This window comes from Acidobacteriota bacterium (assembly GCA_040752915.1).
Lineage (GTDB): Bacteria > Acidobacteriota > UBA4820 > UBA4820 > DSQY01 > JBFLVU01.
In genome coordinates this window covers 1-7,479 of the sequence record JBFMHB010000097.1, presented here as the reverse complement: position 1 = coordinate 7,479, position 7,479 = coordinate 1, and the positions used below count along the sequence as shown (strand labels likewise).

Below are 7,479 nucleotides of genomic sequence, written 5' to 3'. Positions count from 1 at the left end.
AGGCGCATGCCGCCGGCGAGGTCCGGCACCGTGTGGATGCCCACCGTGGCGTCCTCGGGCGGGTAGGGGTAGACGAGCCTCCGGGGCAGGAGGTGGAGGTTCCGGGCGACGCGGACGTACATGCCCTTCCGGTAGTGGATGCGGTAGGCCGCGGCGTCCTCGTCGATGCCCGCCAGGGCGGCGATCCGCCCCGACTCCAGTCCGGCGCAGTTCACCACGACGCGGGCCAGGACCGAGGATTCGCCCCCGCCCGGCTCGCGCGCGGTGACGCGCCACCCCTCGGCGGTCCGATCCAGGCCGATCACCTCCGTCCCGAAGACGGGAAGGGCTCCCCGATCCTTGGCGGCGGCCAGGAAGTGGCGCATGAGGGCGTGGGAGTCCACGATGCCGGAGGTGGGGCAGAAGAGGGCGGCGCGGCCGCCCACGCGCGGCTCCAGAGCCTTCATCTCCCGCCCGTCCACGATGCGGACGCCCTCGGCCCCGTTGCCCAGGGCCGTCCGAAGGAGGGAGGGAAGCCCCGCTTCCTGCTCGGCGGTCCAGGCCACGATGAGCTTTCCGCAGTTGGAGTGGGGGATGGCGTGGGCGCGGCACAGGTCGTACATCCTCCGGTTTCCCTCCAGGCACAGGCGCCCCTTGAGGGAGTCGGGGGGGTAGTAGATGCTCGCGTGGATGACTTCGCTGGAGCGGCTGGAGGTCTCCCGTCCGAAGGTCTCGCGGCGCTCCAGGATCAGGACCGTCCGGTCCTCCCGGGCCGCGTGGGCGGCCACCGAGAGGCCCACGACGCCCGCGCCGATCACCACCACGTCCACCCGGTCCATGGGCCCCTCCACGAGAGGTCCATTATAGCCTCGCCGTCCGCTCCCGAGGCGGGAAGAGACGGAGGGCCAACGCCGTTAGAGCCTCCTGAACGGACGGACTCCATGAAGCCCTGTGCGATCTGGCTCGCGCTGTGGACCTTGGTGGCGGGAGGGTGCGCCATGACGGCGGCGGAAGGGAACAAGACGTCCCGGCCTCCCCGGCCGGCCGCGGTGCGGGTGATGGTCCTTGACGAGCAAGGGGCCCTCTCCGGGCCCGTGGAGTCGCCGCGGGTGGTGAAGTCCGACGCCGAGTGGCGGGCCCTTCTCACGCCGGAGCAGTTCGCCATCGCCCGGGGGAAGGGGACCGAGAGGGCCTTCTGCGGCCTCTACAACGCCAGGAAGGAGCCCGGCCTCTACCTCTGCGTCTGCTGCGGACTGCCCCTCTTCGCCTCGGACGCCAAGTTCGATTCGGGCACGGGGTGGCCGAGCTTCTTCCGTCCCGTCCACGAGGGCAACGTGGTCACGGAACCCGACGCCTCCTTCGGGATGGTGCGCACCGAGATCCTCTGCGCCCGGTGCGACGCCCACCTGGGCCACGTCTTTCCCGACGGGCCTCCTCCCACGGGCCTGCGCTACTGCCTCAACTCCGCCTCCCTCGTCTTCCGGCCCCGGTGACCTCCCCTCCCGCCCGCCTGGACGGGCCGAGGGGCGACGGAGGGGCCTCGACTCCCCCGGCCGGCCCGCTAAGTAAGTGAATAATCACATGAAACGGAGCAGGGGGGATCACCTCTACCTTCAATAAAAGAAGGGGCTTGCATTTTAGAAAAAGCCGTGGAAGACTTGGGTTGTGAATGGGCACCTACTGAACCCGCAGCCCTGACGTGCAGGTCCCCCTCCCCGGGGGCGACCCCCAGGTACGGTCTGAATAAGGAGGTCTGAAGATGCGAAGAAGGATCGAAAAAGTCGCGGTCCTCGGAGCGGGGATCATGGGCTCCGGCATCGCCGCCCACCTGGCGAACGCCGGAATCCCCTCCCTCATGCTGGACATCGTCCCGCCGGACCTGGGCCCGGACGACCAGAAGGCCGGCCTGACCAAGGAAGACAAGCGCTTCCGGAACAAGTTCGGCCTCAAGGGCCTGGAAGCCATCCAGAAGAGCAAGCCGGCCCTCATCTACCACAAGAAATTCATGAGCCTCATCGAGGTGGGCAACTTCGAGGACGACCTGAATCGCCTGAGCGAGTGCGACTGGGTCATCGAGGTGGTGGTGGAGCGCCTCGACATCAAGCAGCAGCTCTTCGAGAAGGTGGAGAAGGCCATCCGCCCCGGAACCATCGTCTCCTCGAACACCTCGGGCCTTCCCATCAAGAAGATGGTGGAGGGGCGCGGAGCGGACTTCAAGAAGAACTTCCTCGTCACGCACTTTTTCAATCCGGTGCGCTACATGCACCTGCTGGAGCTCGTGGCGGGAGAGGAGACCGACCCCGAGGTCGTGAAGCTCATCGCCGACTTCGGCACCTTCCGCCTGGGCAAGGGCATCGTCTACGGGAAGGACACGCCGAACTTCGTGGGCAACCGCATCGGCGTCTTCGGCATGATGGCGACCCTCCACGCCACGCTGGACATGGGCTACCGCTTCGACGAGGTGGACGCCATCACGGGGTCGGCCCTGGGGCGCCCCAAGAGCGCCTCCTTCGGGACGGCGGACCTGGTGGGGCTGGACACCTTCATCCACGTGGTCAACACCCTCAAGGAGGGGTGCCCCGACGACGAGGCCAAGTGGGCCTTCGAGATCCCCGAGCTCCTTTCGGGCATGGTGGCCAAGGGCATCCTGGGCCGCAAGTCCAAGGCCGGCTTCTTCAAGGTCGAAAAGAAGGACATGGGCAAAAAGGAGATCCTCGTCCTCGACCCCAAGACCCTGGAGTACGTGCCCCAGGAGAAGCCGGACATCCCGTCCCTTAAAAAGGTCAAGGGCGTCCACGACCCCGGCCAGCGCATCAAGACGGTGGTCTTCGCCGACGACCGCGCGGGCGCCTTCGCCTGGCGCATCGTGAAGGACACCCTGGCCTATTCGGCCAACCGGATGGGCGAAATCGCGGACACCATCGTGGACATCGACACGGCCATCAAGTGGGGCTTCAACTGGGAGCTCGGGCCCTTCGAGACGTGGGACGCGCTGGGCGTGGCCGACACGGTCAAGAAGATGGAGGCCGACGGCGTCAAGGTGGCTCCCTGGGTCCACGAGATGCTCCAGGCCGGCTGCCCCTCCTTCTACCGGGACGGCGCCAAGAGCCGTGAGTACTACGACCTGAGGAAGAAAGCCTACGTCGCCATCCCCAAGCCCGACTCCTTCCTCATCCTGAGCGACATCAAGCGGCAGAAGGCCCCGGTGTACGAGAGCATGGGCGCCTCCCTCGTGGATATCGGGGACGGCATCGCCTGCGTGGAGTTCCACTCGGCCACCCAGCCCGCCATGAACCCCGTGGACGACTCGATCATCGAGGTGATGCTCAAGGGCATCGAGATCGCGGAGAGGGACTTCCGCGGCCTCGTCGTGCACCACCAGGCGGCCCAGTTCTGCGCCGGCGCCAACATCGCCATGCTGCTGGAGGCCTCCAAGGCCAAGATGTGGGACGCCATCGAGAAGATGGTCCGCGACTTCCAGGCCATGACCCTCGGGCTCCGCCGGTGCAAGGTGCCCACGGTCACGGCTCCCTTCGGGTTCACCTTCGGGGGCGGCGCCGAGATCACCATGGGCGGCGACCGGGTCTGCGCCCACGCCGAGACTTACATGGGCCTCATCGAGGTCGGCGTCGGCCTCCTCCCCGCCGGAGGCGGGCACCTCTTCATGCTGGAGCGCGTGCTGGCCGGCGTGGATCAGCCCATCCTCTCCAACCTCCCCTTCGTCCAGAAGGCCTTCGAGACCATCGCCATGGCGAAGGTCTCCACCTCCGCCGAGGAGGCGCGGTCCCTGAAGTTCCTCCGACCCTTCGACAAGGTGGAGCTGTCCCGGGAACAGCAGCTGTACACGGCCAAGAGGATGGCCATCGCCATGGCCGAGGAGGGCTACGTGCCTCCGCTTCCCATGTCCTTCAACCTGCCGGGGCGCGACGGCATCGCCACCTTCAAGATGATCCTCCACAACATGAAGCACACCCACTGGGTGACGGCTCACGACACCAAGATCGCCGGCCACATCGCCAAGATCCTGTGCGGGGGCGATACGACCATCAACAACCCCGTCAGCGAACAGACGATCCTCGACCTCGAGAGGGAGGCCTTCGTGTCCCTGTGCGGGGAGGAAAAGAGCCAGGCCCGGATCCAGCACATGCTGGAGAGGGGCAAGCCCCTCCGCAACTAGCGGGTGGTGTTCGGAAGGTCGGGAGAACTCTTTTGGAAGAAGCCGGAACCCCGGTGAACCATAGGAGCCAGAGATGAGAAACGCAGTGATCGTGAGCCTCGCCAGGTCGCCCATCGGCCGCGCGAAGAAGGGGAGCCTGAAGGACACCCGGCCCGAGGAAATCGCGGCGCCGGTCCTCAAGGAACTCTTGAAGCGGACCAAGGGCCTCGAACCCGACATGGTGGACGACGTGATCCTGGGCTGCGCCATGCCCGAGGGCGAACAGGGCATGAACATCGCCCGCGTGGTGGCCCTCATGGCGGACGTCCCCGACTCGGTCCCCGCCATGACCATCAACCGATTCTGCTCCTCGGGCAGCATGTCCATCGCCATGGCGGCCGACATGATCCGCGCGGGCAGCGCGGAGATCATCCTCGCGGGCGGTGTGGAATCCATGTCCATGGTTCCCATGGGCGGCAACAAGCTGACCGCGGACCCCGCGGCCCTGGCCTTCAACCCGGACATCTACGCGGGCATGGGGACCACGGCGGAGATCGTGGCCCGCAAGTTCGAGATCACGAGGGAGGAGCAGGACCAGTTCGCCTTCGAGTCCCACAAGAAGGCGGTGGCGGCCATCGCGGCGGGCAAGTTCAAGGAGGAGATCGTCCCCCTGAAGGTCCGCACGATGGACGACGGCGTGTGGAAGGAGTTCGTGGTGGACACGGACGAGGGTCCGCGCGCCGACACGACCCTCGAGGGCCTGGCCAAGCTGAAACCCGCCTTCGACCCCATCGGCACCGTGACGGCGGGGAACTCCTCCCAGATCAACGACGGCGCGGGCATGGTGGTGGTCATGAGCGAGGACAAGGCCGACGAACTCGGCCTCAAGCCCATCGCCTTCGTGCGCGAGTGGGTGGTGGCGGGCGTGCCGCCCGAGATCATGGGCATCGGCCCCGCCAAGGCCGTTCCCAAGCTCCTGAAAAAGGCCAAGCTCACCTTCGACGACATCGACCTCTTCGAGCTGAACGAGGCCTTCGCCAGCCAGTCCGTTTACTGCCTGAAGGCCCTGAGCGCCCTGGGCCTGGATCCCGCCAAGGTCAACGTGAACGGCGGCGCCATCGCCACGGGCCACCCGCTGGGCGCCACGGGCGCCGTGCTCACCTGCAAGATCCTCGGCGAGTTGAAGCGTCGCAACGCCAAGCGCGGCGTGGTCACCATGTGCATCGGCGGCGGGATGGGCTTCGCCTACATCCTCGAGAGGCCCTGACCGGGCGGAGGGCGCGGATTTCCCATCGGACGGGGGCGGTCCAGGAGAGAGCCGCCCGCCCCCGTCCGATCCCGCAGTGGAACATCGGATCGGTAGATGTCATCCCCATTCCTGGATGCGCGGGCCGTCGGCCCGCGTTTTTTTCTCCCGGGGCGGAAAGGGAGACGGGATGGAGGAATCCGGGTCTGGGGCGCGGGAGACGCGGATCAGGGCGTGGAGGGACCCGGGGCGGGCGGAGCGTTGGAGGGCGGTTCGGCCGGCGGAGGCTCCTCGGGAAGGTGGCCCAACAGGGCCATGCGCTCGCGCCGGGCTTCCTCGCGAAGGGCCCTCAGGGACTCCAAGGCGCGGGTCAGGGCGGGCCGCTCCCCGGGCGGGGCCTGACGGAGCGTCTCCTTCAAGCTCCGCATCTGAGTCAGGAGGGCCACCTCTCGGTCCGTCAGGCCGCCCCGGACCGTCGCGCAGGCGGATGGAGCGATGAGGCGGAGCACCCGCAGGGCGTGGCGGGTCGGGGCGCTGGGGTCCACGGTCAGTCCTGTCGGCCGATGGCCACCATCCGCTCGATGGGGAGCCGGGCGCGGGAGGCCACTTCTTCAGGGACCTTTACCTCGAAGACGAGGTCTTCCAGGGAGGTCAGGAGCTTCTCGAGAGTGATGCGCTTCATGTACTTGCATTCCATCTCGTCGCTCACGGGAAAGAAGGCCTTGCCGGGGGCCTCCTTCCTCATCCGGTGGAGGATGCCCGTCTCGGTGGCCACGACGAATTCCCGCTTGGGGGACCGCACCACGTGTTCGACCATCCCCTCCGTGGAGAAGATGTGGGCGTCCCGTTCGGCCAGGTCCCGGTCCTTCAGGTAGACCATGCAGGAGGTGACGCACCCGCACTCCGGGTGGATCAGGAAGTCCGAGCCGGGATGGGCCTTCCGGGCCCTCTCCACGTCCTCCGGCCGCACCGCCGCGTGCACATGGCACTCGCCGGCCCAGAGATGGAGGTTCTTCCTCCCGGTCACTCGGGAGACGTACGCCCCCAGGAACATGTCGGGCCCGAAGAGGATCTCCCGGTCGGCGGGGATGCTCTGCACCACCTTCACGGCGTTGGAGGACGTGCAGCAATAGTCGCTGAGCGCCTTGACCGCCGCGGAGGTGTTGACGTAGGTGACGACCACCGCTTCGGGGTAGCGTCGCTTCCAGGAGGCCAGCTGGGCGGCCGTCAACGTGTCCGACAGGGAGCACCCGGCTTCGAGGTCAGGGATGAGGACCGTCTTGTCCGGGCAAAGGATGCTGGCCGTCTCGGCCATGAAGTGGACGCCGCAGAAAACGATGACCTCCGCCTCCGTCTGGGACGCCTGCCGGGACAGTCCCAGGGAATCTCCCACGAAATCGGCCACGTCCTGGATGGGGCCGATCTGGTAGTTGTGGGCGAGGATGACGGCCTTGCGGCGCCGGGCCCAGTCGCGGATCTTTTCCTGAAGGGCGGTCTCGACGGCGACGGTCATTGCTCTGTCCTCCGTGGCCAATATAACGCGGGAGGGGCGCGGCCGAGTCCCGCGGGGGAGAGGAGGGGATACAACGCATCGGGGAGGGCCGATGGGCCCTCCCCGACGTCGTGGGTTTCGGGGTCTCGGTTAGTTCGTGCCCAGCGTGCTCAGTACGCGGGCGAGGCGGGACTTGTAGCGGGCGGCGGTGTTCGCGTGGATGACGCCCTTCTTCCGGGTTCGGTCGATCAGGGCGTACACGCCGGGAAGGGAGCCCAGGGCATCCTCGCGGCGCTTTTCCGCCACCAGGCTGCGGAACTTCTTGATGGCCGTGCGCATCTCGCTCATGGCCACCCGGTTCCGAAGCCGGCGCTTCTCGTTCTGCCTCATTCTCTTGATCGCGGATACATGGTTCGCCACAAGGTCCTCCGACTACATAAGGCTGGAATCATACAGGGATACGAAGGCGGTGTCAAGCACGCGACTTGCCTCAGCTAATTTCTTTCCGAAATGGATTCGTTGCCTCACCTAAGAATCTTGCCGAAAGGAAGTAAACAAGTGGAGGGGCGCCGCCCCCGAAAGGAGGGGTGCTCCAGGATGAGGCTG

Annotated in this window: 7 protein-coding genes; 3 read left to right on the top strand and 4 right to left on the bottom strand. The window is 66.9% G+C overall.

Features of this window, described 5'->3' with window-relative positions; translation table 11 throughout:
* A partial coding sequence (locus AB1824_12485) for an FAD-dependent oxidoreductase (protein ID MEW5765780.1) occupies positions 1-818 on the bottom strand: 818 nt, incomplete at its 3' end.
* A 219-nt stretch (positions 819-1,037) separates the two neighbouring features.
* On the opposite strand from AB1824_12485, the gene msrB reads away from it, so the two are divergent.
* The 3 genes from msrB to AB1824_12470 all read left to right on the top strand — a co-directional run bounded on the left by msrB (position 1,038) and on the right by AB1824_12470 (position 5,402).
* Positions 1,038-1,472 carry a peptide-methionine (R)-S-oxide reductase MsrB gene (gene msrB / locus AB1824_12480; protein ID MEW5765779.1) on the top strand — a complete coding sequence of 145 codons (435 nt, stop codon included), beginning with the start codon at positions 1,038-1,040 and terminating at the stop codon, positions 1,470-1,472.
* 266 nt (positions 1,473-1,738) lie between these two features.
* Positions 1,739-4,156 carry a 3-hydroxyacyl-CoA dehydrogenase/enoyl-CoA hydratase family protein gene (locus AB1824_12475; protein MEW5765778.1) on the top strand — a complete coding sequence of 806 codons (2,418 nt, stop codon included), beginning with the start codon at positions 1,739-1,741 and terminating at the stop codon, positions 4,154-4,156.
* 73 nt (positions 4,157-4,229) lie between these two features.
* Positions 4,230-5,402 (top strand): thiolase family protein, encoded by a 1,173-nt coding sequence (locus AB1824_12470; protein MEW5765777.1) that lies wholly within the window; start codon positions 4,230-4,232, stop codon positions 5,400-5,402.
* Between the two features lie 206 nt (positions 5,403-5,608).
* Here the strand turns inward: AB1824_12470 and AB1824_12465 are convergent, their stop codons facing one another.
* From AB1824_12465 to rpsT, 3 genes are all read right to left on the bottom strand, one after another.
* Positions 5,609-5,926 carry a hypothetical protein gene (locus AB1824_12465; GenBank protein MEW5765776.1) on the bottom strand — a complete coding sequence of 106 codons (318 nt, stop codon included), beginning with the start codon at positions 5,924-5,926 and terminating at the stop codon, positions 5,609-5,611.
* A 2-nt stretch (positions 5,927-5,928) separates the two neighbouring features.
* Positions 5,929-6,894: a quinolinate synthase NadA gene (nadA, locus tag AB1824_12460; GenBank protein MEW5765775.1), complete on the bottom strand. Its 966-nt coding sequence runs from the start codon at positions 6,892-6,894 to the stop codon at positions 5,929-5,931.
* A gap of 129 nt (positions 6,895-7,023) precedes the next feature.
* The gene (gene rpsT, locus AB1824_12455; protein ID MEW5765774.1) at positions 7,024-7,293 is read right to left on the bottom strand and encodes a 30S ribosomal protein S20; all 270 of its coding nucleotides are present in this window, start codon (positions 7,291-7,293) and stop codon (positions 7,024-7,026) included.
* Positions 7,294-7,479: the final 186 nt, after the last annotated feature.